Annotated in this window: 22 protein-coding genes and 1 pseudogene; 4 read left to right on the top strand and 19 right to left on the bottom strand. The window is 67.2% G+C overall.

Annotated features, from left to right (window positions below; all coding sequences use genetic code 11):
* Positions 1-6: 6 nt before the first annotated feature.
* The 16 genes and pseudogenes from L2C96_RS37595 to L2C96_RS37520 all read right to left on the bottom strand — a co-directional run bounded on the left by L2C96_RS37595 (position 7) and on the right by L2C96_RS37520 (position 19,985).
* On the bottom strand, positions 7-1,272 hold the full coding sequence (locus tag L2C96_RS37595; RefSeq protein WP_110341464.1) for an MlaD family protein: 1,266 nt from the start codon (positions 1,270-1,272) through the stop codon (positions 7-9).
* Positions 1,269-2,588 (bottom strand): MlaD family protein, encoded by a 1,320-nt coding sequence (locus L2C96_RS37590; RefSeq protein WP_009156920.1) that lies wholly within the window; start codon positions 2,586-2,588, stop codon positions 1,269-1,271. Before L2C96_RS37590 ends, L2C96_RS37595 begins: the two co-directional genes overlap by 4 nt.
* Positions 2,589-2,593: 5 nt before the next feature.
* Positions 2,594-3,877, bottom strand: a complete 1,284-nt coding sequence (locus L2C96_RS37585; RefSeq protein ID WP_236808371.1) for an MlaD family protein — start codon at positions 3,875-3,877, stop codon at positions 2,594-2,596.
* Positions 3,874-5,238 carry an MlaD family protein gene (locus L2C96_RS37580; RefSeq protein ID WP_237339560.1) on the bottom strand — a complete coding sequence of 455 codons (1,365 nt, stop codon included), beginning with the start codon at positions 5,236-5,238 and terminating at the stop codon, positions 3,874-3,876. Before L2C96_RS37580 ends, L2C96_RS37585 begins: the two co-directional genes overlap by 4 nt.
* Before the next feature lie 62 nt (positions 5,239-5,300).
* Positions 5,301-6,530, bottom strand: coding sequence for an MlaD family protein (locus L2C96_RS37575; RefSeq protein WP_110341470.1), 1,230 nt, complete (start codon positions 6,528-6,530; stop codon positions 5,301-5,303).
* A 4-nt stretch (positions 6,531-6,534) separates the two neighbouring features.
* Positions 6,535-7,395 carry an ABC transporter ATP-binding protein gene (locus L2C96_RS37570; protein ID WP_009156924.1) on the bottom strand — a complete coding sequence of 287 codons (861 nt, stop codon included), beginning with the start codon at positions 7,393-7,395 and terminating at the stop codon, positions 6,535-6,537.
* Between the two features lie 36 nt (positions 7,396-7,431).
* Positions 7,432-8,316: an ABC transporter permease gene (locus tag L2C96_RS37565; RefSeq protein WP_232285490.1), complete on the bottom strand. Its 885-nt coding sequence runs from the start codon at positions 8,314-8,316 to the stop codon at positions 7,432-7,434.
* A 16-nt stretch (positions 8,317-8,332) separates the two neighbouring features.
* On the bottom strand, positions 8,333-9,196 hold the full coding sequence (locus L2C96_RS37560; RefSeq protein ID WP_009156926.1) for an MlaE family ABC transporter permease: 864 nt from the start codon (positions 9,194-9,196) through the stop codon (positions 8,333-8,335).
* A 141-nt stretch (positions 9,197-9,337) separates the two neighbouring features.
* A complete protein-coding gene (locus L2C96_RS37555) occupies positions 9,338-9,673 on the bottom strand; it encodes a hypothetical protein (protein ID WP_233520111.1) in 336 nt (111 codons plus the stop codon).
* 334 nt (positions 9,674-10,007) lie between these two features.
* Complete coding sequence (locus tag L2C96_RS37550; protein WP_110341472.1) at positions 10,008-11,420, bottom strand: phytoene desaturase family protein; 1,413 nt, start codon at positions 11,418-11,420, stop codon at positions 10,008-10,010.
* The gene (locus L2C96_RS37545; protein WP_110341474.1) at positions 11,417-13,207 is read right to left on the bottom strand and encodes a DUF3556 domain-containing protein; all 1,791 of its coding nucleotides are present in this window, start codon (positions 13,205-13,207) and stop codon (positions 11,417-11,419) included. Before L2C96_RS37545 ends, L2C96_RS37550 begins: the two co-directional genes overlap by 4 nt.
* Positions 13,208-13,224: 17 nt before the next feature.
* A complete protein-coding gene (locus tag L2C96_RS37540) occupies positions 13,225-14,691 on the bottom strand; it encodes a class I adenylate-forming enzyme family protein (RefSeq protein WP_110341476.1) in 1,467 nt (488 codons plus the stop codon).
* A gap of 165 nt (positions 14,692-14,856) precedes the next feature.
* Complete coding sequence (locus L2C96_RS37535) at positions 14,857-16,128, bottom strand: PucR family transcriptional regulator (protein ID WP_233520110.1); 1,272 nt, start codon at positions 16,126-16,128, stop codon at positions 14,857-14,859.
* Between the two features lie 148 nt (positions 16,129-16,276).
* Complete coding sequence (locus L2C96_RS37530; protein WP_168214115.1) at positions 16,277-17,332, bottom strand: IS256 family transposase; 1,056 nt, start codon at positions 17,330-17,332, stop codon at positions 16,277-16,279.
* 126 nt (positions 17,333-17,458) lie between these two features.
* A pseudogene (locus tag L2C96_RS37525) lies at positions 17,459-18,905 on the bottom strand (cytochrome P450); the annotation flags it as partial.
* 12 nt (positions 18,906-18,917) lie between these two features.
* On the bottom strand, positions 18,918-19,985 hold the full coding sequence (locus L2C96_RS37520; RefSeq protein ID WP_158559807.1) for an LLM class flavin-dependent oxidoreductase: 1,068 nt from the start codon (positions 19,983-19,985) through the stop codon (positions 18,918-18,920).
* Positions 19,986-20,131: 146 nt separating this feature from the next.
* On the opposite strand from L2C96_RS37520, the gene L2C96_RS37515 reads away from it, so the two are divergent.
* Genes L2C96_RS37515 through L2C96_RS37505 form a run of 3 tightly spaced genes read left to right on the top strand, consistent with a single transcriptional unit; the run spans position 20,132 to position 22,496 of the window.
* Positions 20,132-20,818 (top strand): TetR/AcrR family transcriptional regulator, encoded by a 687-nt coding sequence (locus L2C96_RS37515; RefSeq protein WP_110341482.1) that lies wholly within the window; start codon positions 20,132-20,134, stop codon positions 20,816-20,818.
* On the top strand, positions 20,811-21,296 hold the full coding sequence (locus tag L2C96_RS37510; protein WP_110341484.1) for a PaaI family thioesterase: 486 nt from the start codon (positions 20,811-20,813) through the stop codon (positions 21,294-21,296). Before L2C96_RS37515 ends, L2C96_RS37510 begins: the two co-directional genes overlap by 8 nt.
* Positions 21,297-21,350: 54 nt before the next feature.
* Positions 21,351-22,496 (top strand): acyl-CoA dehydrogenase family protein, encoded by a 1,146-nt coding sequence (locus tag L2C96_RS37505; RefSeq protein WP_110341486.1) that lies wholly within the window; start codon positions 21,351-21,353, stop codon positions 22,494-22,496.
* Between the two features lie 236 nt (positions 22,497-22,732).
* Here L2C96_RS37505 and L2C96_RS37500 read toward each other — a convergent pair whose 3' ends face one another.
* A complete protein-coding gene (locus tag L2C96_RS37500) occupies positions 22,733-23,308 on the bottom strand; it encodes a TetR/AcrR family transcriptional regulator (RefSeq protein WP_110341488.1) in 576 nt (191 codons plus the stop codon).
* Positions 23,309-23,372: 64 nt separating this feature from the next.
* Positions 23,373-23,747 (bottom strand): oxidoreductase C-terminal domain-containing protein, encoded by a 375-nt coding sequence (locus tag L2C96_RS37495; protein ID WP_369973573.1) that lies wholly within the window; start codon positions 23,745-23,747, stop codon positions 23,373-23,375.
* A gap of 74 nt (positions 23,748-23,821) precedes the next feature.
* Here L2C96_RS37495 and L2C96_RS37490 point away from each other — a divergent pair, with 74 nt between their 5' ends.
* On the top strand, positions 23,822-24,103 hold the full coding sequence (locus L2C96_RS37490; RefSeq protein ID WP_110341490.1) for a hypothetical protein: 282 nt from the start codon (positions 23,822-23,824) through the stop codon (positions 24,101-24,103).
* A gap of 390 nt (positions 24,104-24,493) precedes the next feature.
* Here L2C96_RS37490 and L2C96_RS37485 read toward each other — a convergent pair whose 3' ends face one another.
* The gene (locus tag L2C96_RS37485) at positions 24,494-25,402 is read right to left on the bottom strand and encodes an IS5 family transposase (RefSeq protein ID WP_110341492.1); all 909 of its coding nucleotides are present in this window, start codon (positions 25,400-25,402) and stop codon (positions 24,494-24,496) included.
* Between the last annotated feature and the right edge of the window lie 460 nt (positions 25,403-25,862).

The raw sequence follows: 25,862 nt of genomic DNA, 5'->3' as shown, positions 1-25,862 counted from the left end.
GACCGCCTAGCGTGGTGTCGGGCTGGACAGGATCTCGGCGCCCGGGAGCGGCAACGTGCTGGGCGTCACCTGGAGCAGGCCACGCAGGATGCCGCCATTGGCGTCGTGGAGGCTGGTCACCGAGTTGGTCTGGTACACGAAGGCTCCCAGGTCGTTGAGATAGGGGAGCAGGGAGGCGGTGATCGGCTCCAGCCGGCTGGTGGTGTGCCGCAGGTCGGGCAGGAGGGCGTTGACGTCAGTCACCAGGGGCCGCAGGTCGTTGACGACGGGCCTGGCCTTGGTCACCACCGGGTTGGCCACGTCCACGGTCTCGCCGACGCGATCGACGGTGGCGGTCAGCCTGCGCAAGGAATCCGGGAGCGTGCCGGAGGCCTGCCGCAGGCTGTCCAGGACCGGATCGAGCTGGTCGCTCAGGGCCTGCACGCTGCCGGTGGCGCGGCCTAGCTCGTCGGTCACGTCGGGCAGCTGGGCGAGCGCCTCGTCGATGGCGTCACTCTGCTCTCCGGCCGCGGCCAGCGTGTGCTGCAGGTTCCTCGCGAGCTCGGCCAGGCGCTGGTCGTTCTCACCGACGGCGCTGGACACCTGAGCGAGTGCGGTGACCAGTTGCGCGAGCTTGTCCTTGCGGGTCTGCAGCTCGACGACGACGGGTTTGAGGTCACGCACGACGCGGTCGGTGGCGGACAGCCCGCCCGGCAGTGCCTCCGGCGCGTGGGCCAGTGCCGTGTCGGACTCGGTGAGCAGCGCGGTCAGGGCGCTGCGGGTATTCGTGTCGAGGTGCGCGAGGACCTCGTCCGCTTGGATGGGCCGCTGCGACTGCGTTGCCGGGATCATGTCCCCTTCGGCGAGCGGCTTGCCGGGCGGGCCACCGGGATCGATCTCCACGTACATCTCGTTCATCGGGCTCTTGGGCCGCAGCACCGTCCGGGCGTTGTCGTAGACGGTGTGACCGGGTTCGATCGAGAGTGTCAGCTCCGCCTTGCCGTCGTCGGAGACCGAAGCGGACTCGATCTGCCCGACCTGCACACCGGCGATGCGGACCTCCTGTCCGTTGCCGGGGCTCACGGCGGGCGCGTTGTCGAACTCGGCTGTGAAGACGAACTGATCCTGCCACGGCCAGGTCGTGGTCCCCGATCCCTGCTGACTCAGGATGTATCCGCCGGCGCCGAGGCCGAGGGCCACCAGAACGGCCAGCGTGAGCACGTTGCGTCCCAGGCGCGGCTCGTTGCGCACCCGCTGCCACGTCTTGCGCAGGCGGTGCCGTGTGCCGCTCATCGTGGCTCTCCCTTCCCGATGCCGGTGAGGTTGCGGAACAGCTGTTCCAGGCTGATCGGCAGGCCGGCGAGCGTGCCTGGGGCGACTCCAGGATGGAACGCGATCGAGGCGCCGTTGGCGTCGGTCATGGAGGAGGCCCGGTCGACATTGGCGAACATGTACGCCAGCTCCTGGTACAGCGGCCTGTCTCCGCCGGTGTCCGAGTAGGGCCCGGTGCCGTGGTAGGGCGAAAGGACCGTGGCTTTGACCGGACCGTTGAGGCGGTCCAGCACCGGGCCACGCACGTCGTCGAGCACGGGCGTGGCGTCGCGGGCGGTGGGCACCAGCCGCTCCACGACGGGCCTGGCATCGACCAGCAGGTTCTTCAGGTCGGTCACCAACGGGCGGGCCTTCGCCAGTACGGGATCGGCATGCGCCAGCGCGGTGTCGAGTTCCGCCGCGACGGGGCGCGCCGGGTCAGCGGTGTCCCGCAGCCGGATCAGCGTGCCGTCCAGGCGGCGCAGCCCAGCGTTCGTCGAGTCCAGGGTCCGGGGCAACGTCGCGAGCGCGTCCGCCAGGTCGGCCGAGCGCCGCCCCAGCACGGTGCCCAGGGTGTCCAGGTCACGCACGATGGCGTCCAGTTGCCCTGGCTGCTCGGTCAGCGTCCGCGCCGTCGACTCCAAGCCCCCCACGACGTGAGTGAGGTCCGTTGCCGGGCGCGTGCCCCGGGCGGCGTCGAGTACGGTGGCCGCCGGGTCCAACGTGCCTGGGGCATCGGCGAGGAGCCGGTCCAGCGCGGCGCGGCCACGTTCGTCCAACGTGCGATCCAGCGAATCAACGGCCGACGTCGCGGACTCCAGCGTGTCGGGTGGCAACGCCCGGGTGACCTTGTCGAGCTCCACTGGGACCTCCGTTCGCGCGACCGGGATGGTGCCGCCGAAGTCCCCGGGCTGCCCTCCGGGTACGAGATCGAGGTAGTACTTGCCACCCAGGAGTGTGGCGGGGCGGATCACCGCGGACGGCGCGGAGCGGAGCTTGCCCGGAATGTCGCCGTCGACCTTGACCTCGACTCGCGCGGAGCCGTCGGACCCCGGTTCGACGGCGGTGACCTTGCCGACCGGGACCCCGGCGACCTTGACCTCCGTGACGTAGGGACGAAGATGGTAGTCCCGGGCGAAGTGGATCGCGAATGTCGTGCCCGGCTTCAACGTGGTGAGAATGGGGTCCTTGTTGAACAGGCCGACGCCGACCACCAACGCTACGACGATGAAGACCAGGCCGAGTCGGAACGGGGAGCGCCGGGCCCGTGCGAGCCTCTTCCGCGGATTCGATTCCATCTGTGTCACCTCGGTCCCAGCAGTGTGCTCTTGTCTCGTGCGGCCTCGCCGGGTGCCGGGTACGGGTTGCGCGCAGTCAGCGGGTCACGCAGGCCCCGCACGATGCCGGTCGCGGTGCTCGTCCCGACCGGCGGTGAGAAGCGCAGCCAGTGGCCAGCCGCGTCACCCTGATGCAGGGCGTCGGTGGCGTGGGTGAACCACAGCGAGATCTCCGGGGCGTAGGGCGCCAGAACGGCCAGGGGTTGCTGCGCCGAGCCGACCGCCTCCCGGATACGCGGCGCCACCGGGCGCGCATCGGTGAACGTCCGGGTCAGGCCGTCCACCGCGGGCATCGCCTGCCCCGCGACACCGGGCACCTTGTTCAACGGCGGAATCCCTTCTCGCAGCACGCCGCGCACATCGGGGGTTGCCTGGCCGAGCGCCTGTGCTCCGGGCCGCAATGCCGCCGCGGCGGCCTCGGTGTCGGCCAGCGGCCGCCGCAGGGCCTCGAGGCTGCCGCGGACCTTGGTCAGCGTGTCCGGCGCCTTGGTCAGCGCGTCGGACACCGGCCTGGCGTTGTCGACGGCGACCGAGCGTAGGGTGGTGTCGAGCTGGCGCACAAGGTTGCTGAGTTGCTGCTCCCGGCCCTGGAAGCGGCCGCTGAAGCGATCCACGGCCTGCAGTGTCTGGACAAGGTCGGCACCCCCCTCCGTGGTCAGCGCGCGCGACACGGTCGCCAGGTCGGGCAGCTCGGTCGGCAGAGCGGCCAGCGTGTCTCGCAGGTCCTGCGTATGGCCTGCGACACCGCCGCCTGTTTCCCGGAGCGTCGAGCCCAGCGCCTTGCGGGTGGGCTCGTCCAGCACGGCGAGCAGGTCCGACAGTTCCTGGGCTCCGGTCGTTTCCGAGGCCGGGATGACCTCCCCGGGGTCGACCGCGCCGGCTTGTGGTGAACCGGGGTTGAAGGCGACGTACTTCTGGCCGAGCGCGGAGCGCGCCCCCACCGATGCGGTGACGGCCGTCGCGTTGCGGTAGATGGACCGGTGGCCATCGAACCTCAGCTCGACGACTGGCTTGCCGTCCACCAGGGTGATCTCGCCGACCTGCCCGACGCGCACGTCGTTGATCCGCACGTCATCCCCGCTGCGCAAGCCTCCGACCTCAACGAACTCGGCGCGCACCACGGTGCGCGGCAGACCGGGTATGCCCTTGTTCGCAGTGATCGCGACGCCAACGGAGGCCACGAACACCACGAGCACCACGATTCCGGTGAGCACCGAACGCCGGCGGCGCTTGCTGTTGCTTGCCATCATCGACTTCCTCCCCCGATGAGGAACTGGACGAGTCCCTGCTCCTGCTGTGGGTCGAGCCCGGTCACACCTGCCTTGGGGTCCTGTTCGGTGGAGAGCAGCCCACCGAGGATGCCGCCGTCCCCGGTAAGGCCGGGTACCTGCGGCAGGGGCAACGGCGCACGGTCAGGCTGGGGTGGTGTTTCCGGCGGTCGTTCGGAGGGCGGACCTTGCTGCTGCGCGGGTGGCGCGCCGTTGGGCGTGGGCACGGCCGCGCCGAGCAGATCCGGACTGACGACCAGCATCGCGCGGAAGTAGTGTGAGATGCCATCCCGGCCGTTGGTGGTCAGTGCCCAGTTACGGATGAAGCCGAGCACGTTGCCGAGGTTGGCGGTCAGTTCACCGACGACCGGACGCAGGTCGCCCACCGCCGACCGCAGGTCCGGACCGGCCTGCCGAAGCTGGTCCACCACCGGCCTGGCCTCGTCCAGCAGGCGCTGAGCGTGCTCGAGGACGGGGTTGGCGTGCGCCAGGGCGGGATCGGCGGCGTCGGCGAAGCGCTGGATTTCGGCGCTGATCGCGGCGAGGTCGTCGGTGGTGGGCCGGATCGCCGCGAGGGTCGGCGTGGTCTCGGCGGCGGTGCCGGTGAGCTGGGCGAGCGTCGCGCGGGCCGTCGCGAGGGTCTCTGGCAGACGCCGCAACGTCTCGGTCAGTTCCCGCCGTTTCGTGGCGGTGGCCGCGGTGAGCTTTCGCGCCGAGGCGACCAGCCGGTCGAGGTTGGCTCCCTGGTCGGCGGCGAGAGCGCTCGCGACAGGCTGCAGCTTGTCCACCAGGCTGCCGAGCAGCTGGTTCTGGTCCCGCAGGACACCGGACAGGGCCGTGGTGTCGTTCATCGACGACTCGAGGGCCCGGATGGTGGCGTCGACATTTCCGCCGTTGCCACGGATACCTTCCCCGAGCATGGTCACCAGCGCGGCCAGCGACCGTCCGGTGGGGTCGTCGACCGTGTTGAGCACCTCATCGAGGTCGGCCTGCGCGCCGGTTTGCCGCATCGGGAGGACATCGCCATCGCCGAGTACCGGCGCGTCGGGGCTTCCCCGATCCAGCTCGACGTAGCGCTCGCCGAGCAGGCTCACTGGACGGATGGTGGCCCTGGCGTCCGTGTGCACGGGAAGGGCCTCGCTCTCCAGGCTCAGCACCACGGAGGCCTTGCCGCCCCGCACATCCATCGCCGCCACCTGGCCGACCTTCACGCCACTGACCTTCACCTCGTTGCCGACCAGCAGAGGACTCGCATCGGCGAAGCGCGCGACGATCGTGGTCTGGCCCGGCTCGCTCTCCTGGTCAATGCCGACTGTTCCCGCTGTCACCCCGAGCACGGCCACCGCGACGACGGCGAGAATCCGGCCACGCGGTAGCCGACGAGGCACCTGGTTGGGCTGCTTGCTCATCGCACTCCACCTCCGGCGGCATCCACCCAGGGCTGGTCGACCAGCGAACCGGGCGCCGGTGTCAGGTCCTTCTTGTAGCCGGGGGGGACGATGCCCGGATTGACGTTGACGCTGCCGAGCCCGGCCTGAACGTAGATCCGGGCGTAATGGCCGTTGGTGTCATAGTTGGCGTTCGCGGAGCCCCAGTTCGCGGCCCATCCGGCGATCTCCGGGGTGTAGGGCCGGAGAAAACTCAACGCGGGAGTGAGGTCCCCGACTAGTGAGTTGGCGCCCGGCAGTACCCCATGAGCGCTGTCCAGCAACCCCGGGGTGTAGCGAAGCAGATCCCGCGCCACCGCCAGTGTTGGCCGCAGTTCCGCGACGAGCGGGCGCAGGTCAGCCAGCACCGGCCTCAGGTTCCGGGCCACCGACGGCAACTTGTCGGTAGCGGGTTTCAGATCCTCGAGCAGCGGAACCGCCTTGTCCGCGACGGAAGGGACCCGGTCCAGTGTCGTCTTCGCCGTGTCCAACGTGCCCGGAAGTTTGTCCAACGCCTCCGCCACCGCGTGCTTTTGCTGTGCGGTGAGACGGGTCGTGGTCGAAACCTGCTCGATGATATTGCGGATGGCCTGCTCGCGGTTGACGAGCGTGGACACGATGCCATCCAGTTGGGTGATCAGTTGCTTGATCGCCGGACCGTCACTGCCGACCGCCCGCAGAACCTCACCCAGGGCCTCCAGCGCCGGCCCCGCCGACCGCAACGTGTCACGGAGGTCCTCTTCGTTGCCGTCCACGGACTTGTCAAGCCGCCGGATCAGGGAGGACAGGTGCTCTCGCGTGGGCTCATCCAGTGCCGCGAGGACCTGGTCGACCTCCATCGGCGTAGGCATTTCCCCTCGAATCATTCCTCCGTCCGGGATGACGGCGTTCCCGGCGGGCCCGTCCGCGACGGCGACGATACGTTCACCCAGCGCCGCCTTCCACTCGATGGTCACGACCGCACCGTCGTGCAGCGGAGCGTGGTCGTTGTTCATCGCCAACGTGACCCGGGCCTTGCCGTCCTGCACCGCGATGTTCTCTACCCTGCCCGCCTCGAAACCCTTGACGTGAACTGAGCCGCCTTCGACGACGTTGGTGGCTGATGCGAGCACGACGTCGACTCGATAACCGTCGTCCCTCCCCAGCACGAAGCCAGCAACTCCGAGAACGACGACGGCGACGACGCCGAAAGCCAAGATGCGTCGCATCGAGTCAGTCCATTCCCAACGGTCCAGCGGAATCTCCGGAGAGAAACTGCCGGACAAACGGGTCCTCGGACGCGAATGCCTCCTCGGCCTCGCCGTAATGCACCACCTGTCCCTGCCAGATCAGGCCAACATAGTCACTGACCTTCCGCGCGGTCCTAATGTCATGCGTGACGAGAAGGTAGGTCCCCTTGTGCTCGTTGTGCATTTTGAGGATGAGGTCGTTGAGCAGGCTGGTACGCACCGGATCGAGACCGGAATCCGGTTCGTCGAACAGCACGACCTCGGGATCCAGCACGAGCGCCCTCGCGAATCCGGCCCGCTTGCGCATCCCACCCGAAACCTCACTGGGTAGTTTCGCCATTGCCTTCTCCAGCCCGACCTCCTGGAGCCGACTCACCACAATTTCCTCGATATCCGACTCGTCGAGATCGGTGTGCTTACGCAGCGGGAAGGCGGTGTTGTCATAAATATTCATCGATCCGAAAAGTGCACCGTCCTGAAACAGGACGCCAAACTTCTTGCGCAGGTCGTAGCGTTCCTTCTCGCTGATTTGCCAGATGTTCTTGCCGAACACGACGATCTCTCCGTCATCCGGCTCCAGCAGTCCTACGAGGTGCTTCAAAAGTACGCTTTTGCCGGTCCCTGAAGGTCCCAGGACGGTCGTGATCGCGTCATCGACGAAGTCGATGCTCATTCCGTTCATCACCCGGAAGCTGCCGAACGACTTGACGACATTCCGCACTTCCATCGAGTGCCGCAGCTGTCCGTTGCCGTCTCGACGCACCTGATCGCCGGCAGGCAGGTTCCCCGCATGGGGAAGTTGCGTCGTCGGCTCTGTCGCCGTCGAGGGTGACACAAAGGACATCGTCAACTCCTTGCCGTAGAGGGACCTGGCTCAAGATCAGTTCGCGATCGGCGCGTTGGGACTGAGGCCCCAGAACAGTTGGGTGCCCAGCACTCCGATCACATGCACCAGCACCATGTTCAGCATCATGGACTTCGCCGTACTTCGGCCCACACCGACGGACCCGCCACTGGCCGTGTAGCCGTAGTAGCATCCCACGAACACGACGGCTGTTCCCATCGCCATCACTTTGACAAGGGAATACAGCAGATCGGCGGGATTTTGATAGAGCCAGAAAATGAAGCTGTATCCGCCTTCGGACACCCCGCCCAGCATCTTCACCGTCGTGAGATACTCACCGATGTACATGATGCCGAGTCCGACGATGTAGAGAAACGGAAGCGCGAGCCACGCCGCGACCACCCTGGCTCCGACCAGGTAACTGCGCGATTTCACGCCCATGACTTCCATCGCATCGATCTCGTCCGAGATACGCATGGACCCGATTTCGGCTACAAGGCCGCATCCGACCTTCGCGGAGATGATGTATCCCCACATGTAGGGCGCCATCTCGCGGATGCCACACCAGGCGTTGAAAATACCAGAGTATAACGGCGCGCCGATTTGTTTCAGCGTGTAGTTGCCCTCCAAGCCGCACTCGTATCCCATGACGAACTGCATCATCCAGATGATCAATCCGCTTGACAGGATGAGCACGCCACATTGGTGGAACACCTCGGTCGGGTAATGACGCAAGTCAGGTAACGCGCGAACCACCTGCCAGGAGAACCGCGCGATGTCACCACCGGTCGTCACCGCCTCCTTGATGGACTTGACGATACTGCCCGGGGAGACGATGACATCGGCCGGCTTCGGAGGACGGGCTCGTGAACGGCCAGCCTGCGTGCCGGTCTCTGTCGGTCGTGGCATTCCGCTACTCACAGGGTCCACCGCCTCATCACTTGAAGACAATCATGTCCGGGTTCACACCGAGGATGATCGCGGTGAACACGGCATTGACGATCCAGATGGTCGCGAATGCGATGACGACCGCCTGGTTCACCGCCTTGCCGACACCGATGGGGCCGCTCCCCGGGTTCATCCCCTTGTAGCAGCAGACGACGCCTATGATCATGCCGAACAGCGACGTCTTGACCACGCTCGCCCAGATATCGGTCGTTGTCGCATTGTCGAAAAAGCTCGCCACGAAGGCGCTCGGATTCGCCTCGAGAATAGGGACGGCCGCGATGTATCCACCGACGACGCCGAATACCAACGCCACGATGTCCATCAATCCCGTGATGAGCGTCAGCGCGACAACTCGAGGCACCACAAGCGTCCGGATCGGATCGACGCCGAGCACTTCCATGGCGTCGATCTCTTCCCGAATACGGCGCGCACCGAGGTCGGCGGTGATGGCGGTGCCCATGACTCCGGCGATGATCATCGCGTTGATCCACGGCGCGAACTCGCGCACGCTCGCCATGATGAAGAACGAACCCAGACGCTCGGGAATGCCGAACAGATAGAAGATGTTGCCACCTTGGAGGCCAGGTGCGCCAAGTCCGAATGCGATCGTGGAAATGATCATCGGAATTGAGCACAACCTCAGCGTGAGGAACATCTGGTCCCGGACCTCGCCCCAGTAGCCCATCGGGTGGCGAATCGCCGAGTACAGAACGACACCGAGTAGCCGCACCATCTCGCCGGCCTGCTCGAACGGCTTCGCTACCGACGAACCCAGACCACCAAGTGTGCGCGTTTTGGCTTCGGGCTCGCGCGACGGCCGCCGCGATGACACCGAGATGTCGGTGGAAGTCAAAGCCGCTCCTATGATTCAGACGTGTGCCGATGCTGACGACTTGGGCAGCAGACATGGCCGGAGCTGCCCGGCGGCGGGGGGCTTGCCAGGCCGTCAACCCGTACAGGATCGACGAACGCGAGGCTCACATGAGGTAGCCGACTACCTTCGGCTGCCCTGCAGAAAGCCGACGGCAGCTCCGGTGATCAGCGAGGCCGCCACCGTCAGAGCGATCTGCGCCGGATCACCGCCGGCGGGGCCGAGCAACACCAGCGGCAACATCAGTAAATAGCTGCTCATCGCGGCCACCGCGCCGTGCACGATGGGAATGCGCGCCCTGCCGACGCGGCGCGCCGCCACCACGAAAGCAACCAATGCCACGAGTGGAAGCCACAGCTGAGACAATGCTGGAGTCCAAGCGGCGACGAGCGGATGCGCAAGACTTCCCAGCAGCAGGACGGTGAATCCCGTAGACGCGCCACGTACCGCGAGCGGCATGTCGATGACGTCCCCAGGCGCTCGCTGCCCGGCTCCTCCTTGACCGGAGCCGCTTCGGCGGGTCCGCTCCGCATGCTGGCGGCGAACCGACGTCACACCCATGTGATCAAACCTCTCTGTCGCGCGGCGCTGCGCAGTTCCCGTTCGACGCCGCAGGCACGACCCGAACGCGGTGAGAGTATGCCGTGGATCACACGGCACGTGTGGGCCAACACTGGTCCGAACGGGCCAACGAACGAAACGGAGAGCCCGCCTGGGGTGCCAGACCAAAGGCCCCGTCACTGGCCTGGGGACTGTTCCAAAATCTTGTTGCTCGCACGTATCGCGAACCGCCTCAACTGAGTCGCCGCAGCGCCGAGCGTGCGGCGTTATAGCCGCACATCCCGTGCACGCCGCCACCCGGCGGGGTCGCCGCCGAGCAGATGTACACGCCGGGTATCCCGGTGTAGTAAGGATCGAGCGCCACTGTGGGACGAAAGGCGACCTGCAGCGGTGTGTTCTCACCGGTGATGATGTCGCCACCGACGTAGTTGGCGTTGTAGGTCGGCCACGCGGTCGTGGCCGTCACCGACCGGCCGACGATCCGGTCGCCCAGGCCTGGTGCGAACCGTTCGATCTGAGCGAGGATCGACTCGGTCGCGTCGCCCGAATAGCCGTGCGGTACGTGCGCGTACGCCCAGACCGGATGCACGTCCCCGGCCGATCTGGTTGGATCGGCGAGGTATTGCTGCCCCACGAGCACGAACGGGCGGACCGGCATCCGCCCGCGGCCGACGTCGCTCTCGGCGTCGGCCATCTCCTCGAAAGACCCTCCGACGTGGACGGTCCCAGCCCGGCGGCAGTCCGGGTTCGCCCATGGGATCCCCCCCTCGACCGCAAGATCGATCTTGAACGCCCCGGGCCCGTGGCGGTACCGCTCGTAGGCCCGCCGCACTCGTGCGGGCAGCTGGTCGCCCGCGACCTCGACGACGCCCCTCGGCGCCAGGTCGAGGAGAACGGCATCCGCTCGCGGCAACTCGGCCAGGGAGGCCACGCGCACCCCAGTCTCGATCTTGCCACCGAGGTCCGTTAGCAGCATCGCCATGGCATCGGTAATCACTCGTGAGCCGCCCTCGGCGACCGGCCAGCCGAACCGGTGCCCTGCCGCGATCAGCATCAACCCGATCGCCGACGTAGTCGGCCTGCCGAGCGGGTGGAAACCGTGTGCCGCGACCCCGCCGAACAGCGCCCTGGCCTCGGCACCGTCCCAGCGGCCAGCGGTCCAAGCCGCGGGCAGCAGTGCGCGCGTCCCGAACCGGGCGAGCCGAATCGGGTGCCGGGGCACATGGACAACCGGGCGCATGACGTCCTCGACCAGCTCGTCGAACCCTTCGGCCAGCGGGCCGAACAGCCGCCGCCACGCCCCGCCGTCGGTGCCGAGGCGCGCCGCCGTGTCGTCCAACGACCGCAGCAACACTCCGGCACGGCCACCATCCAGTGGGTGCGCTACCTCGATCTCCGGCCACCTCCAAGCGACGCCGTACCGGTCGAGGCTGAGTCCGCGCAGAAACGGCGACCCCAGCCCCATGGGATGGAATGCGGAGCAGTGGTCGTGCAGCACGCCGGGCACCGTCAGCTCGCTCGTGCGAGTGCCGCCGCCAATCCGGTCCGCGGCCTCCAGCACGGTCACGTCGATGCCCTCACCAGCCAGGGCGAGCGCGGCGGCCAGACCGTTCGGGCCGGCCCCCACCACGATCGCCTCGGTCATACCGCCCTCGGATCTTGGCGTGCCGCCTGGCTTGCGGGCGGGTTCGATCCCGCATTCGCGGCCGCGCGCGACCATGTGATGTGCGCTGGGATGTCACAGTCCCAGGGCTGGCGGGCCAGCATATCGGAGACGGCGACATAGCCGCGCTCGAACTCACCGATAGCCGCGTCGACAAGTCGGTAGCGCTGCCGCTGCCGCTGGATCGGCTGCGCGTCCAGGACAACGACGCGCACCTCGCCCTCCTCGAAGTGGCATCGCTCCTGCAGCGCGGCGACCAGCTGCTCGTTGTGCAGATGCCCATCGCCGAAGTTCCAGCCCAGGATCGGCCCCGCGATGAACTCCCCGTCGATCACAACGTAGCCCGTCTCGTGCTCAGGTCCTGCCGCCCGCGGGATCAACCCAAACAGAGCCCTGCCGTGCGTGTGCATGGCACGGAACGTATAGCCCTTGTGTGCGAGCAGGTCGGCCACTCGCTCGCCGTAGAGCTTTACGAGTTGCCTCCGCGGGAGCGTCGCGGCCTTCTTGACGTGCGTGTCCAGCTTCGCCACCGCGCTCGGCTTGAGCAACCACATCGAGGTGTCCCAGTTGCCCGCGTAGTAGCGCATTCCGATCAGGAAGGAGATCTTGTTCGGAAAAAGGTTACCGAGGACGACCCCGGCCGCCAGCGCGCATATCACCAGCGCCACCGGAAGTGGGTTGCTGATGTCGGCGAGCCCGTATTGCGCCTTGTCCACGAACAGGAACGCGATTCCGAACATCATGTATACGTTCCACTCGAGTGGCACACCCATCGGAATGCTGGTGAGGATAAGCAGGTGGAACGCGACCATGATCGCGGCTGCAACCAGCGTGACCGTACCGCCGTCGGAGACGAACAGGACGAGCGGCACCAGGTACTCGACTGCGGTACCGAAGTGCGCGAGGAATCGGCTGACGGCACCGGGTCGGAGGTCTTCCGGGTATCCCCGGTGCAGCCTGCGCTTGATCGCCTTACTGCGCACCAACGGCGTGTTGCTCAGCATCACAGCGACGACGTTTGGGAAGTGCCGGTTGAGCTTGGACGTCGCCGCACCCCACCAGATCGCGACCAGCACGAGCTTCGCGGCCACGATCATGTCGATCCCAGGCAGCAGGAACACGACGACGGCGGACAAGTAAACCTCGGACCGCGCCGCGAGGAAGATCATCTTGTCCCGCAACCCGAGCAGCGGCAGCAGCACCAGCAGCGGCACAAACCGGCTCGGCTCGATCATTCCGACCTGCGCATCGAGCCCGCCCGCGGAGCGATTCGCCGGGGCCAACAGGATCCAGAGCGTGGCGGCCAGCACTACGGCATAGAGCAACACGTCGACAACCGAACGCCGGGACCCGCTGGTGAACGGGACCTTGCCCGGCCACGGCGGCATCCGGATCGTGCCCGGTCGCAACCAGTGCAGAAACGCGCCGAGCGGTGGCAGGAATCGCAAGGTCAGCGGCCCGAACCCGCAGCCGAAGCCGAGCACTTCGAACAGGAGTGTCCACACGACGACCTTCTGGAACACCACGGGCTCGTCCCACCAGTCCGGGAAGTCCCAAAAGGCCCCAATGCCCGGAGTGAGCGAGGCGAAGAACAACCCGCCCGCGATGTAGCCGATTATCTTCGCGATATACAGCAGATACACGCCGTCTGGTGCACCGAACCCCGCGACCCCCCAATGCTGCACCATCGGCTTAATCCGCTCGGCGCGGGTCTTCGTGCGCCACTCGCCGTAGTCGACGTCAGGCAGGACTGGATTGATGAATCCCATGTCGGTCCTCCTCGCGGTCAGGCGGGCCGGCTGGCCATGGCAGCGAGCCGCTCGCGCAGTTGCGGTTTGTCGATCTTGCCGACCGGGTTCTTGGGCAAGGCGTCGATCAGATGAATCTCGGTGGGCAGCTTGTACTTGGACAGCCCGGCACGGCAGTGTTCGTGCAGCTCGGCTACGTCGACCGTCGCGTTCGGACGGGTAGCGACGAAAGCTGTCGGCACCTCGCCGAGCACCGGGTGTGGAGTTCCCACGACGGCGGCCTCCAGGACCTGGGTGTGCCCGTAGAGGACGGACTCGATCTCTTTGGGGTAGATGTTCTCGCCACCGCGGATGATCATGTCCTTGATGCGGTCGACGAGCACGAGGTACCCGTCCTCGTCGAAGCGGCCCACGTCCCCGGTGTGCAGCCAGCCGTCCACAATAGCCTTCGAGGTGTCATCCGGTCGGTTGACGTAGCCACGCATGACGTTGGGTCCGCGAACCACGACCTCGCCCGTCTCCCCCTTGGGGAGGACGTTCCCGGAGCGGTCCATGATCGCGACATCCTGGCCCTCAATAGGAAGTCCAACGGTTCCAGGCTTGCGGATACCGCCGACCGGGTTGATGGTCGATGCACATGTGCCCTCGGACAGGCCGTAACCCTCGACGACTGGGATGCCGAATCGGTTCTCGAACCGCTCGATGAGCGCCGCGGGCATCGGCGCGGCACCGCACACCGCCAGCCGCATCGAAGACAGGTCTGGTCGCTCCTCCTCCGGCCGTGCCAACAGCATCGCGTAGATCGCCGGGACCGCAGAGAAGTACGTCGGCCGGACCCGTTCCACCCGGCTGAAGAAGGTCTCCGGGTCGAACCGCCCCGCGATGGTCGACCGGCCGTCTACCAGCAACGGGGACAGAATGCTCACGACGATCCCGTTAACGTGGAACAGCGGTAGGATCAGTAGGCTGTGGTCGTCCTCCGAAAGCTCGACGGCCTTGATCGCCATGTCGCACATCGCCTGTAGATTGGCGTGGTCGAGCATGACACCTTTCGGCTTACCGGTAGTTCCGCTCGTGTAGATCAGCAGCGCGAGCGCCTCGCTCTCCTGCCTCACGGGTGGCTCGTCCCGGGGTTCCGCGGCGGCACACAGCTCGCGTGCGCCGATCGTGTCGACTCGCATCCCTGGGATGTCACTGATCAGCAACTTCGCTCCAGAGTCAGCGAGCTGGTACTCCGCCTCGGTGAGCGTCAGGTTCGGATTGATCGGCGTCACGGTGGCTCCGAGCCGCCATGCGGAAAACAATGCGATGACGAACTCGACCCGGTTCGGGAGCATGGCGGCAACGACGTCACCGGCAGCGACGCCACGCCCGCGCAGGAGCGCGGCGGCTGCCCGCACGTGCGCCAGGAACTGCGAATTGTTCAGCGAGAGGTCATCGTCGGACACACACAGGGCCTCGGGCGACCGCGCTGCGCGCGAGTCGGGCAGCACCGCAAGATGCATTTCGCTCCTCAGTCACAACGTTGTGATCCTGTAGAGGGCAACCGTAGAAGCGTTTCCCCTGGCCGCACATGGGCACGGCATACGAATCTTCCCAGGACGTTCGTGCGGACCGCACGAACGCGACGAGGCGGGCCGCCCGGCGGCCACCGGACGAGTGGCGGCTTGTCAAGCCTGTTCGGTGAGCACGCTCGTGCCGAGCCAGTGGCAGGCCTTCAGGGCGATCTCGATGTCCAGCTGGTCGGCGTCGATCGGCCTGCCGAGCTCCTCCTCGGCCTTGCGCACCCGGTAGTACACCGAGTTCCGATGCAGGGCCAGCATGGCTGCCGCAGACTGGTAACTGCCCCCAGTGGCGAGGAAGACGCGCAGGGTCTCGCGCAGCCGCGCGTGCTGGTCGTCGTCGAAGGCCAGCCTGCCGAGCGTGTCCTGGACCCAGTGCCTTGTCGCGCGTAGGTCCGCGCACATCAGCGCGATCGGGCCGACCTCGCGGAAGGCCGTGACGACCGGTGCACTCTCCCCCGCCGCCACGGCAACCGCCTGTGCCTGGCGCGCCTGCAGGTGTGTGCGGCGGAAGCCCCACACGTCGGTGCCGGGTTCGCCAACGGCGACCGAGATCCCCGGATGGCTCGGGCACATGGTCGAGCGGATGGTATCCACGTCCGGAGCCTCCCGACCGAGTTGCAGCCACGCCCATGCGGTGACTTGATCGTGCGGCAGGAACAACGGCAGCGCCCGGCAACCGAGGCACTCGGCCAGCTCCCGGGCGAACCGCTCGAAAGTCGACATGGCGCCGTCAGGCGGCACCGACCCGGTCGCCCACACGACGACGGCGAGGTGGCGCGAGCCCACCAGCCGGTAGCCGAGCGCCGCCTCGGCGGCGGCGATGTCCACGCGCTCCCCGTCGAGCAGCTCCCGGATGCGCGCCGCCCGCACAGTGTTGCGATCCTGCAGCCAGCGCTCGCGCTCGTCCTCATAGACCGCGAGCACCTGCTCGGTCACCCGGTCGATATACCCGAACGTGAGCGCCACAAGATGCCGCGCGGCCGCGCTGAGTAGCGACGCTTCGCCGCCCTGCCGGTCGAGTTCCTGCAGGCCATGCCGGAGGAATGTGTCGTGACCTAGACGGTAGGCACGCGCCAAGGCGTTCACCGCTACTCCGTGCTGGGCAAGCCGCCGAGCATACTCCGTCGCCGCAGGCGGCGCCTCGACCAGATCGAGGTCGATGCCGTGCTGCAGCACGTGCAGGGCACTGTCGACGTTGCCCTCGACACTGGCGCCGAGTAGCTGCACGAGACGCTCGTCTCCGCGCAGCGGTTCGATGTCGCTGGCCAGCCTGCTGCGGATCTCGAGCGTAAGCGAGCTCAGCCGGCGGTTGAGTGCCGCACCCACCGCGGCGACCCGCTCCGTGACCAGATTCGCGTCGCCGGTCGTGATGTCCACCTCCTTAAGTAATGTAATTCACCCGCCGAGCGTAAACCTCATCCCCACAGGGCTCGGGAGTGCTGCGGTGGGTGGAAGTACACGCGACACCCTCGAGCCCTGGGTTCGGCGGGGAGCGTCCGGCCGCCTGTGTAAGTGATCGTGGCGGTCATGGGGCGGGGATCCGCCCTTCGAAATAGATGGTGAACGCTTGCAGTACTTGTTTCCAGCCCGATGTTCGGATGCCGATGTTCGGCGTGCGGTAGTCCTCGAGGTTGCGGACGGCGAGGTAGAGCACCTTCAGCGCGGCCTGCTCGGACGGGAACTGGCCACGGTTGCGGGTGACCTTCCGCAGTCGGGCATTGAGCGACTCGATCAGATTCGTCGTATAGATCGCCCGCCTGACCTCGGGCGGGAACGCCAGGAATGGCGTGAACTCCTGCCAGTGGGTTCGCCAGAGCCGCACGATCGCCGGGTAGCGGGCCTCCCACTGCTCGGCGAAGGCCTCCAGCGCGGCGGCGGCCGCGGCCTCGTCGCTGGCGGTGTAGATCGCCTTGAGGTCCTTGGCCAACGCCGGCCAGTACTTGCGAGACGCGTAGCGCAGCGAGGCGCGGATCAGGTGCACCACGCACAACTGCACGGTCACCTGGGGCCACACGGTGGTCGCCGCTTCCGGCAGCCCGGATAGCCCGTCGCAGCACAGGATGCACACGTCCCGCACCCCGCGGTTACGCAACTCCGCGAGCACCGACATCCAGAACTTCGCCGACTCACCGGTGGAGGCACCCACCCACATGCCCAGCACCTGCTTGGCGCCCTCGCAGTCGATCCCGATGGCCAGGTCGTTGAACCCGTCCAGGCGGGTCTGGCCCTTGCGCACGATCTTCGGTTCGAAGCTGCCCCGCCAGTCTCGCGGCACCTGCAGGTCGACCGCGCCGGCCTCGGTCAGCAGCCTCTTCCCCGTGGCGCCGTTGCGGGAGTTGCCAGACCCGCGACCGGCCGGGTCGTGCTTCTCGTAGCCCAGGTGCTCGGTGAGCTCCTCGCCCAGGGCCCGCTCCAGCACGGCCTTGGTCACCTGGGACAGCAGGCCGTCCGGGCCGAGCAATTCGACCCCTTCGGCTTCGGCCTTCGCCAGCAGCTGATCAGCCAGCGCACCGTCGATCAACGACTCTTCCGCAGCCGGTCGAGCAGCCCTGCCCGCCGGCGCTGAATCGGAATTCGTCATCACGTGGTCCCTTCCCGAACCGCTTCCGCAGTTCAGAGTCGAGCCACGTCACTTACACAGCCGGTAGGACACGCCCGCGGCGAGGCCTTTGGCCGGGTCGGCTTGGTGTTTCCCGGGCAGGTCAACGGGGTGCAGGCGGACGGGGAGCCCGTCGGCGGGTACGGGAAGTGAGGTGTTATCCCAGCGGGCCTGGTAGCCGTGGGAGATGGTCCAGCGGGTGGTGCGGAGCATCTCGTGCAGGATGGTTTTGACTACGAGGGTGCCGAAGTGCATGCCGATGCATTTGTGCACGCCGCCGCCGAAGGGGACCCAGGCGAAGCGATGACTGTGGTTTTCGCGGCGGTGGGGGGCGAAGCGATCGGGGTCGAAGGTGTCCGGGTCGGTCCAGCATTCCGGCACGAAGTGGTTGAGGCGGGGGCGAGGGCGACGAGGGTGTCGGCGGGCAGGTAGTGGCCGAGGATGTCGGTGTCGGTGACCGTTTTGCGCATCACGAGGGGCACGGGAGCCAGTAGCGGAGGGATTCGTTGATGATCCGGTCGAGGGTGTCGAGGGTGTCCAGGGCGTCGATGTCGAGGGGGGCGTCGCCGAGGGCGAGGGATTCCTGCCGGGCTCGGTCTTGTCAGTCGGGGTGGGTGGCGAGGTAGTAGGCGGTGGTGGTGATGGTGGCGGTGTCGTGGGCCGCCATCATCAGAAAGATCATGTGGTTGATGACGTCGTCATCGCTGAAGTGCTCTCCTTCGGGGGTGGTGGCCTGGCACAGCGCGGCGAGGAGGTCCTCCCCGCTGCTGGCACGGGCGGCGGGCAGCTGCTGGGCGAAGTAGGCTTCGAGAACCCTGCGGCCGCGTACGCCGGCGCGCCAGCGGGTGCCGGGCAGCGGGGCGCGCACCAGCGCGCTGGCGGCGCGGACCGTGGCGACGAACGCCTGGTTGATCCGTTCGGTGTCGGTGGTGCCGCCGCGGCCGCCCATGAACACCTGGGTTGCGATGTCCAGCGTGAGGCGCTTGAGCAGCCAGTACAGCCGCACCGGCCGTTGGGTCGGCCAGGTGGGGATGGTGGCGCGCACGCAGGGGCTGACCTGGTGAGTGTCAGCCGGCGAGGCGGTCGCGAGTAAAGGCGTGCTGCATGATGCGGCGGTGCATCTTGTGCTCGTCGATGTCGAGCAGCATCAGCCCGCGGTGGAAGAACCGGTCGATGAGGAATCGCCAGCCGGCTTGGGAGAAGGCCTTGTCGGCGTTGGTGAACACGCGCTGGGTGGCCTCGGGACCGGCGATCACGGCGATGCGGGTGCCGAACGCGCCCATCCAGGTGACCGGGCCGTAGCGGTCGTAGCGTTCACGGCCGAACTCGGTGCCGAAGCGGATGTAGTCGAGCAGATGCCCGACCACCGGGGTGCCGTAGTCACCGCGGACCGGCCGCAGTCCGCTGCCCGCGGGCGGGGTGGCCAGGTCAGTGGTGGGCCAGCGGCGGCTGAACCGACGCCACGCCTGGTCGACGGCTGGGGTGCGGGTGCCAGCAGTACCGAGGACAGGCGCTGCCGCGCCGCCTGGGTGGTACGTTCAATGACGGGGACCATGACGGCTCTCCCTTATCTGGTAGGTGTGCTGGCGAGTGGGGCGAAGGCGTCGAGCACGGCGGTGGTGGCCGACGGGCCGGCGAAGGAAGGCGGATACAGCAGCGTCCGTTCGTACAGTCCCGCCCATCGCGCGGTGAATTGGCTGCGGACCTGCTCAGGTGTGCCGGACACGGCGATCGTGTCGATCATCCCGTCCGACACCGCGTCCACCATCGCCTCCAGGTCACCGGCGCGACGCGCCGCCCGGATGGCGCGCGCCTCGTCGGTGAAGCCGTGCAGGGTGAGGATGGGGTCGTAGGTTTTCACCGAGGCGTAGAACGCGATCTGCGCGGCGGCCATCCGCCGGGCGTGGTGTTCGTCGGGATGCACCGCGCAGATCACATACCCGGCCACAGGCACTGGCCCGGCGCGTCCGGCGCGATCGACGCCCGCCTGCAGCGCGGGCCGCACGATGTAGCGCAGGTATTCCGGGGTGAACAGCGGATGGCCCACCAGTCCGTCGGCCACTGCCCCGGCGGCGCGCACCATGCGCGTGTTCACCCCGGCCACATACACCGGCATCGTCGGCCGCGTGGGGGTTGCCACGGGCGCGGTGGGGATCACGTGTGAGCGGTAGAACCGGCCCTCGTGCCGCACCGGGCCCTCGTCCAGCCGCGACAACCTGCGCAGCAACGGCACCAGCTCCTCAATCCGGGGTGCGGAATGTTCCCCGGACAAGCTGTGCCAGTCCTGCTGCATGCGACGCGTGCCCGTGCCCAGTCCGAGGATCAGCCGGCCGCCGCAGAGCGCGTCCAGATCCCGCGCCTCGGTGGCCAGCACCAGCGGGCTGCGCCCGAACGCGTAGGCGATCCCGGTACCCAGGGTGATCGACTCGGTCACCGCGGCCATCGCCGCCACCGCGACCACGGCCGAGCGGTCGTAGAACTCCGCCGCCCACGCCGACTCGAACCCCGCTCGTTCGGCGTCCGCGGCCATCGCCGCCACTTCGTGCACATCTCGGCCGGTGCACACCAGGGATAGTCCCTTGCCGAACCCCGGGATGTCCGCAGGCCCAGCCACGGACGAGCGGTCAGCTGCCATGGACCGCACGACGTGACCAGAGCCATCCGCGGCCAGCTGGCCATCCTTCGACTGTCGCACCGGCATCGCCTCCGCCGCCGCTCGAACTTCTGACATAGGTCACAGTCAGAATGATTCTGACTGGAGGCTATGTCAAGATGACAGCTATGTCGGTGCCGAAGCGAAGCTATCGAGGGATCAGCGCCCAGCAGCGCCGTGACGATCGACGCCAGCAGTTGTTGGAGGCCGGGTTGGATCTGCTGGGCACCCAGGGGTGGCGGCAGACCACGATGACGGCCGTCTGTTCGCGGGCGGGTCTGACCGAGCGCTACTTCTACGAGAGCTTCTCCGACCGTGACGCGCTGTTGCTGGCGGTACTGGATCGGATCGCGTCTCAGATCCGTGACGTCGCGCTGCACGCTTTGGCTACCACCGATGGTGATCCCCACAGAAAAGCCACAGCGGCGATCAGCGCGTTCGTCGACCTGCTCACAAGTGATCCGCGTATCGGCCGCGTGGCCATGCTGGAATCCGCCGCCGCCGACCCGTTGCGCACCCGGCGGCACGAACTGCTGCGGGAGTTCGCCCAGCTGATCGCCAGGCAGGCCCACGCCCTGCACGGCGCCGACGCGCTCTCGGCACCCCATGACCAGATCGCCGGCCTCTTGCTCACCGGTGGCCTCGCCGAACTGCTCATGGCCTGGCTGGCCGGGGAGTTGCCGGTCAGTCGCCAGGACATCATCGAGGTCGCCGCCACCCAGTTCGCCGCCGCCACCCGGCGAAACCCAACCTCAACCCCTCACACGACTGCCTTGCTGGCCTCTAGTTCCGAAGGACCGACACGCGATGGCTGACCCCTCCCTCATCTCGCTGCCGCCGCACCACTCCCAGTGCCTGGGATGCGGTCCGGACAACCCGGCCGGCCTGCATCTGAAGGTCTACCGTGACGGGGACACCGTGGCCACCGACGTGGCCTTCGACGCCCGGCACCGGGGTGCCCCTGGCCTGGCACACGGTGGCGCGATCTCCGCGGCCTGCGACGACCTGTTCGGCTTCGTGCTCTATCTTGTGCAGGAGATCGCCGTCACCCGCACGTTGACGGTCAACTATCTGGCACCGGTGCCGCTAGGTCAGCCACACCGCATCACCGCACGCCTGCAGCGCCGCCAGGGCCGACGGCTCCACCTGGAAGCCACCGGTACCGGCCACGACGACGTGACCCGGTTCACCGCCGAAGCCCTGTTTCTCGTCGTCGACCGCGAACACTTCACGCCACACGGCGCCGACGCCGATGTTCTGGCCATGTTCAACCGACCGCCCGAACACCGCTGACAAGCACACGTGCCCGCACCCGTTGGGGAATGAGCAACAGCGAAGGAGCATGCCATGAGCGAGTACCGCAGCCGGTGGACGACCGCTGATCTTGACGAGTTCCGTGATCTGGCCCGTCAGTTCTGCCGGAAAGAACTGGCCCCGAACCAGCAGCGCTGGGCCGAGCAGAAAAGCGTCGACCGGGAGCTGTGGACCAAGGCTGGAGAGATTGGGCTGCTGTGCCTGTCCATCCCGGAGGAGTACGGCGGAGGTGGTGGTTCGTTCGCGCACGAGGCCGTGCTGCTGGAAGAGCAGGCCGCCAGCGGCGACAGTTGCTGGGGTGTGGGGCTGCACAACGCGATCGTGGCGCACTACCTGCTCGCCTACGGCACCGAGGACCAGAAGCGGGCGTGGCTGCCTAAACTCGCCACCGGCGAATGGGTGGGCGCCATCGCCATGACCGAACCGGGAACCGGCTCCGACCTGCAAAACGTGGCGACGAAAGCGATCCGTGACGGCGATGGCTATGTGGTCAACGGCGCCAAGACCTTCATCACCAACGGCGGCCAGGCCGACGTGGTGATCGTGGTCGCCAAGACCGATCCAACCCTGGGTGCGGAGGGCATTTCGCTGGTCGTGGTGGAAACCGACCGCGCGGGATTCCGGCGCGGACGGGTACTGGACAAGGTCGGCCTGCACGGCCAGGACACCGCGGAGTTGTTCTTCGACGACGTCCGCGTCCCGGCCACCAACCTCCTCGGCACCACCGAGGGTCAGGGCTTCCTCCAGCTGATGCAGCAACTCCCGCAGGAACGGCTGCTCATCGGCATCACCTCGGTCGCCGCCCTGGAAGCCGCGCTGGAAGACACACTGTCTTACACCAAAACCCGGCAGGCCTTCGGCCGGCAGATCTTCTCCTTCCAGAACACCAAGTTCACCCTTGCCGAGGCCGCAACCGAGGCCCGAGTGTGCCGGGTGTTCCTCGACGACTGCATCAGCCGGCACCTCGACGGCGGCCTGGACGTGGCCACCGCAGCCATGCTCAAGTGGTGGTGCAGCGACCGAGCGATGCGGGTGATCGACAACTGTCTCCAACTCCACGGCGGCTACGGGTACATGAGCGAGTACCGCATCGCCCGCGCCTGGACCGACCAGCGAGTCCAGAAGATCTACGGCGGCACCAACGAGATCATGAAGGAGATCATCGCCCGCACGCTGTAACTCGACGTTCCCCGGGACCAGGTGCGCTGAAGCCGCAGCCGCCAGGGCTTCGGCGGCCAGTGGTCGGCGTCCTGCGGACACGTGAGCGACGACCCGCCCGCACGCTCGCCAACCCGTTTCGGCTCAGCGCGACAGCGCACCCGAGCTCCGAATGCTCCGTGACCGGCTGGTGCGATGGCACACAACGCGACTGGCCGGGTTAACCGCGGCGTCTGGCCCCCGGCTCTGGTCCGTCGTCAGCGGTAGCGTAGGGGTGTGCGGGTCCGGGAGGGTTGGCCGCCGAGCACTCGGGCGGCCAGCCAGGCGAGGCGGTCGGCAGTATGGGCCGGGGACTGTGCGGGTTGCATGACGTGGCTGAGGACTGTCCGGACGATCACATCGATCACCACGCTGACCTGCTCGTGTGTGAGGTCGGGCTGGTAGGTCGTCACACGCTGCGTGAGCATCGCTGTGGTCCGGGTGATCAAGGTGTTCGCCTGGGTGGTGAGCAGCGGGAGCAGTTCGGTGTCCGCGCCGTAGGTGGCGGAGGCGATCGCACGGAGCAGGAGGTTGCCGGCGGCGAGGTCCAGCACGTCGCGCACTGCGTCGTGGATCGCTTCGACGAGGTCGGTGGGGTGGCGGTCGAAGGCGTCCCGGACAACGGCGAGGAACTGGTCGAGGTGGTGGTCCACCATGGCGTCGGCCAGCGCGGCCTTGGAGCCGATCTCGTTGTAGACGGTCTGGCGGCTGACACCGACGTGGTCGGCCAGCCGCGCCATGGTAACCGCTGACCAGCCGCTGCGAGCCGTCAGCTCGATCGCCGCAGCGATGATCGGCTGGCGGTACTGGCCGCCGACCGTCGGTTAGGTGGAGAGGGTTCTGCCCATGGCCGCCATGTTAGGCGGCTGTGGTCGTGGTGGCCGCGAACGCGACCGCTTCCGCCCACGAGCCCCGGGCCGCGACGCGTCGCCGGTACTTCATGATCTCGCGTGGCCGGTCCACGGTGAACGCGCCGACGATCCGGTCACCGCGCCGGTACAGCGCGGTGAACCCCGCCTCAGCGGGCACGGCGACCACGACCTCCTCAGCGCGTGGGGTGCCGACGAACTGGATGCGGTGGCCGTACCAGTCGGACCAGAAGTACGGCACCGGTACCAGCGGGCGTGCGGCCGCTGGGTCGAGGGCGTGGCGGGCGGCGGCCGCGCCTTGCGCCACATCGCCCGCCGCATACACACCGGGCAGGCCGGTCGCCAAAGTGGCGTCACAGATCACTGTTGCCGTCTACAGTGTGATACAACATGTCGCTAGGTCAGCTTGGCAACACGACCCGGAAAAGAGGCAAGGAAGTGGACAAGGAACAGCACTTCGAGCTGCTCCGGGAGAGTGCGGCCAAGGTCAAGGAGCTCCAGGATCGGCTCCAGAGCATTCGTGATCAAGAGGCGGCGCTACAAGCCCAGCGAGTCACAACGCTCGAAGAGCTCAAGAAGGCCCGTGACGCGCGGTTCGAACGCATGACTGCGGCGATCGAAGACAACGTCCCGAAGGCGCAGGTCGCCCGCGAACTCGGCATGGACCGCACCAACCTCTACAAGCTGCTTGAAGGCAAGGACGACAACGCCGACGCGTGACCGCGTCGCATAATCGTCTGCGCAATGCTGGCTCGCGCAGGTCAGGATCGAGGCACCCGCCTTCATGCGTAGCCATGCCACTTGCTCGGTCGACTGGCGTCGTTGAGCGCGAGGAGGCTTGCGACAGCTGGCGAAGTTCAGCGACCGATAAGGAGGCCATCCTTGAATCTGTGGCTGCAAACCGCAACAGCGTTGGTCGCGGCGATCGGTGCGTTCGTCGGCGTGAAGCTGTCGGTTCGAGGCAACGACCGTGCGACGATCCAGCGGGAGATCGCCCGCACGTCGCGAGGAGTGGTGGCGTCGCTTCACATGGGCGGCCGAGTTGACCCTCGACGAGGCGGCGGTCAAGCGCGCAGCTGGACTCCGAGTGCTCACTCAGCTAGGAGCTGTTTAGGAATTGGTCTTGGTGAGGTTGCGTAGCCAGATGTCGATGGTGGCGACGTGGAGGGTGGCTTCGTAGCGGACGGCGAGTTTGTCGTAGCGGCTGGCGATGGCGCGGTGGTGTTTGAGCTGGTTGATGCCGCATTCGACGGCGTGGCGTTGCCGGTAGTGGTGGGGGTTGAAGGCGGGTGGGCGGCCACCGGCTGATCCGCGGGCGCGGCGGTGGGCAGTTTGATCTTTGGGGGTCGGGATCGTGGCCGCGATCCCGCGTGTGCGCAGGTAGGCCCGGTTCGAGCGGGAGGAGTAGGCCTTGTCGGCCAGCACGCGCCGTGGGCGTGTGCGCGCTCGTCCAGGTCCGGGCCGGGGCACCCGGATCGCGTCCAGCACGCTGGTCATCTGAGGGCTGTCACCGCGTTGACCGGCGGTGATCACCAGTGACAACGGTTTGCGTCCTTGTTCGCAGGCCAGGTGGATCTTCGTGGTGAACCCGCCCCGGGACCGACCGAGCGCGTGGTCGCCCGGCTCGTCGCCGGGCGGTTCGACCTGCTCATCGGGTCGGCGGCGGGCCCCGGACGCGTGCTGGTGGGCCCGATTGATCGTGGAATCCACCGACACCTGCCAGTCGATCAGCCCTGCCCGGTCGGCCCATGCCCACAGCATCGTGAGAATCCAGGGCCACACGCCCTCCCGTTGCCAGCGACGGAACAACTGATAGATCGACTGCCAGTGCCCGTACCGTTCCGGCACGTCCCGCCAGGGAGCACCGACTCGTACCCGCCACCGGATCCCGTCCAGCAACTGACGCCACGTCCACTTCGGCCGACGACCTGCCACGGGTCGAGGCGGCAACACACGCTGCAACGCCTGCCACTGCCGGTCCGTCAAGTCTTTACGCGCGCCCACCGATACGCTTCCCACCGAGGTCTCCGGATAGATGCTGATCTTCTTCGTCGTTGATCCATCTACCGGAGACCTCGCTACACCCACACACCAGGGCCCCTTCTTAAACAGCTCCTAGCCCTCTCTGAACTCTCGCAGCGGGATGAGCACTTGGTCCTCGACGCCTTTCCGGCGCGCGTGCTAGGCGAAACCGAACCTGACATGCCACCCGGTACAGCGGAAGAGCAAGTTGCGGCAGCACAACTGAGACTCGTACTCGACCGTGTACTTGGCGATACCACGCCTGACTACGTGCGCCGCTTGGCCGGCGAAAGCCACACCCTTAGATCCGCGGCCAGGCGGAACCGTCGGATCCACACTGCTATTCAGCTAAGCACACTCGCCAGTTCCATCGTCAGACTCAGCCTCATCGGCACTAGGCGGGGGACTGTAATTTCGTTGGTGTAACTCCTGAGGTGAAGGAGACATCTGTGACTGA

The sequence above is a fragment of the Amycolatopsis tucumanensis genome (genome assembly GCF_021654135.1).
GTDB classification, from domain to species: domain Bacteria; phylum Actinomycetota; class Actinomycetes; order Mycobacteriales; family Pseudonocardiaceae; genus Amycolatopsis_E; species Amycolatopsis_E tucumanensis.
Note: the sequence above shows the minus strand (reverse complement) of the source record. Positions and strands in the feature narration are given on the sequence as shown.